This window comes from Streptomyces sp. NPDC058955, from assembly GCF_042741435.1.
In the GTDB taxonomy this organism is placed as follows: domain Bacteria; phylum Actinomycetota; class Actinomycetes; order Streptomycetales; family Streptomycetaceae; genus Streptomyces.
The window spans coordinates 65170-68392 of the sequence record NZ_JBHYKM010000034.1 but is presented as its reverse complement, the minus strand read 5'-3'; the positions used below and the strand labels follow the sequence as shown (position 1 = coordinate 68392).

The 3223-nt window shown below is 74.0% G+C and carries 4 protein-coding genes; all 4 read left to right on the top strand.

Annotated elements, in window-relative coordinates:
- Positions 1-13: 13 nt before the first annotated feature.
- The 4 genes from ACFW1I_RS16105 to nusB all read left to right on the top strand — a co-directional run bounded on the left by ACFW1I_RS16105 (position 14) and on the right by nusB (position 2996).
- On the top strand, positions 14-760 hold the full coding sequence (locus ACFW1I_RS16105; RefSeq protein WP_384670175.1) for an AAA family ATPase: 747 nt from the start codon (positions 14-16) through the stop codon (positions 758-760).
- A 67-nt stretch (positions 761-827) separates the two neighbouring features.
- On the top strand, positions 828-1940 hold the full coding sequence (locus ACFW1I_RS16100; RefSeq protein ID WP_384670171.1) for a M24 family metallopeptidase: 1113 nt from the start codon (positions 828-830) through the stop codon (positions 1938-1940).
- A gap of 49 nt (positions 1941-1989) precedes the next feature.
- Complete coding sequence (gene efp / locus ACFW1I_RS16095) at positions 1990-2556, top strand: elongation factor P (protein WP_030745513.1); 567 nt, start codon at positions 1990-1992, stop codon at positions 2554-2556.
- A gap of 2 nt (positions 2557-2558) precedes the next feature.
- On the top strand, positions 2559-2996 hold the full coding sequence (gene nusB / locus ACFW1I_RS16090) for a transcription antitermination factor NusB (protein WP_319009814.1): 438 nt from the start codon (positions 2559-2561) through the stop codon (positions 2994-2996).
- Positions 2997-3223: the final 227 nt, after the last annotated feature.

Sequence of the window (3223 nt, the reverse complement as noted above, 5' to 3'; positions counted from 1 at the left end):
CCCCGGCGGCCGGCTGGGCGTGCACCCGGCCGTCCAGCCGGGCCCGCCCCCGCCGCCCGCTCAGGGACCCGGCGGCGCGGCCTGGGGCGCCGCCCCCGGAGCCGTACCGCCGCCCGCACCCGGCGGCACGTCGCCGCACCTCACCGGGGCCGTCCCGCTGGCGCCCCCGATGCCGCTGTACGAGCACGGGCCCGGCACCGGGACCGCGACCCTCGCCGTCCTGCTCATCGGACCGGCCGGCGCGGGCAAGACGACGGTCGCCCGGCACTGGGCGACCCGCAGGCCCGTCCCCACCGCCCACATCAGCCTCGACGACGTCCGGGAATGGGTCTGCTCCGGCTTCGCCGACCCGCAGTCGGGGTGGAACGAGCACTCCGAGGCGCAGTACCGGCTGGCCCGCCGCACCTGCGGCTTCGCCGCCCGCAACTTCCTCGCCAACGGCATCTCCTGCATCCTCGACGACGCCGTCTTCCCCGACCGGCCGGTCGTCGGCCTCGGCGGCTGGAAGCGGCACGTCGGCCCCGGCCTGCTCCCGGTCGTCCTCCTGCCCGGCCTGGAGGTCGTCCTGGAGCGCAACGCCCAGCGCTCCGGCAACCGGCGCCTCTCCGACGAGGAGGTCGCCGCGATCCACGGCCGGATGGCCGGCTGGTACGGCTCCGGACTGCCGATCATCGACAACTCCGCGCTCGACGTGGAGGCCACCGCCCGGCTCCTCGACGAGGCCCTGGCCCGGGCGATAGCCGCGCCGCCCGGCGGCTGACCCCGGCCTTCCCCGGTCGGACGCCGCCGACAGGCCGGGGCGGGGCCGCGCTCGTAGGCTCGGAGACATGTCACAGGTGTATGCGGACCGCCGGGTCAGGCTGCGCGACCGGGTCGCGGCAGCGGGCAGCGCGGCGGCCCTGGTGTCCCGTCCCGCCAACGTCCGCTATCTCGCGGGCGGCGCCCCGCCGGGAGCCGTCCTGCTGGTCGGCCCCGAGCCCGGCGCCGACGTGCTGATCCGGCCCGCCGCGGTCGAGGGCGAGCCCCTCGACGGGCGGCTGGACGAACTGCTCCGGCAGCAGCAGCTCCCGCTCGGCGGCGGGGACCCGGCCGTCGCCGCCGCCGAACTCGCCCGCCGGTCCGGCGCCGACGGCCTCGCCGTCGAGGAGCACGACCTGACGGTGGCCCGCCACCGCACCCTCGGCTCCGCCGCCCCCGGCCTCCGCCTCGCCGACCTCTCCTGCGCCGTCGAACAGCTGCGGGTGGTCAAGGACGAGGACGAGATCGGCTGTCTGCGGATCGCCGCCGAGATCGCCGACCAGGCCCTCGGCGAACTCCTGGAGTCCATCCTCGTCGGCCGCACCGAACGCCACCTCGCCCTCGAACTGGAGCGGCGGCTGGTCGACCACGGCGCCGACGGCGCCGCCTTCCCCACCTCCGTGGCCACCGGTCCGCACTCCGGCCGGCGCGGCCACCGCCCCACCGACCGCCGGGTCGAGGAGGGCGACTTCCTGTCGGTCTGCCTCGGCGCGGACTACCGCGGCTACCGCTGCGAGATCGGCCGGACCTTCGTCATCGGCACCGCCCCCGCCGACTGGCAGATCGAGCTGTACGAGCTGGTCTTCGCCGCCCAGCGGGCCGGCCGGGAGTCCCTGGTGCCCGGCGCCGAGTACCGTGACGTGGACCGCGCGGCCCGCCAGATCCTCGACTCCGGGGGCCATGCCGCAACCGCCGTACCCCTCACCGGACACGGAGTGGGGCTCGAAATCGACGAGGACCCGCAGCTCTCCCCCTCGGCCATGGGTAAACTGGACGCTTGTGTGCCGGTCACCGTCGAACCGGGGGTCCACCTCCCGGGCCGGGGCGGGGTCCGGATCGATGACACGCTCGTCGTGCGCCAGGAGGCGGACGGCGGACCCGAGCTACTCACCATCACGACCAAGGAGCTGCTCGCGCTGTGAGGCGCGTACGCCTCCTCGGTCCCACGTCAGTCCAGGAGATTCCGCAACCGTGGCTTCCACGAACGACCTCAAGAACGGCATGGTGCTCAAGCTCGAAGGCGGCCAGCTCTGGTCCGTCGTCGAGTTCCAGCACGTCAAGCCCGGCAAGGGCCCGGCCTTCGTGCGCACCAAGCTCAAGAACGTGCTGTCCGGCAAGGTCGTCGACAAGACCTTCAACGCCGGCGTGAAGGTGGAGACCGCGAACGTCGACAAGCGCGACATGCAGTTCTCCTACATGGACGGCGACTACTTCGTCTTCATGGACCTCGACACGTACGACCAGCTCCACATCGACCGCAAGGTCGTCGGTGACGCCGCCAACTTCCTCATCGAGGGCTTCACCGCGCTCGTCGCGCAGAACGAGGGCTCCGTGCTCTACGTCGAGCTGCCGGCCGCCGTCGAGCTGGTCATCGCCGAGACCGAGCCGGGCGTCCAGGGCGACCGCTCCACCGGTGGCACCAAGCCCGCCAAGCTGGAGACCGGTCACGAGATCCAGGTCCCGCTCTTCATCACCACCGGTGAGAAGGTCAAGGTCGACACCCGCACCAGCGACTACCTCGGCCGGGTGAACAGCTAACCGTGGCCGCCCGGAGCAAGGCCCGCAGGCGGGCCTTCCAGATCCTGTTCGAGGCCGACCAGCGCGGCACTTCGGTGCAGGAGGTCCTCGCGGACCAGATCCGGCTCCACCGTGCCGACGCGCAGCAGCCGCCGGTCGGTGACTTCACGATGCAGCTGGTCGAGGGATACGCCCAGTACGTGGCCCGGATCGACGAACTCATCGCCACCTACGCGGTGGACTGGGACCTCGACCGGATGCCCGCCGCCGACCGGAACATCGTGCGCCTCGGCGCCTACGAGGTGATCTGGGAGGACGGCACCCCGGACGCGGTGGCGATCGACGAGGCGGTGCAGCTGGCCAAGGAGTTCTCCACGGACGACTCCCCGGCCTTCGTCAACGGCCTCCTCGGGCGCTTCAAGGACCTGAAGCCCCGACTGCGCCGGGACGCGGACGCCTAGTCCCCGTCACCCGTACGGCTCACGTCGAAGGGGCCCGCAGCACCTCGGTGCGGCGGGCCCCTTCGCGTACCGCCATCCGGGTGAGGGGAGGCGGCGCGTGGCACGAAAAGCGGCGGGGGGGCGGGGGGCGGGGGGGTGGCGCCCGGGCCCCCCGGCGCGCGCGGGGCTCTGATGCGGGGGGGGGGGCGGGGGGGGGGTGGGGGGGGCGCGGGCGGGGCGCGGGCGCC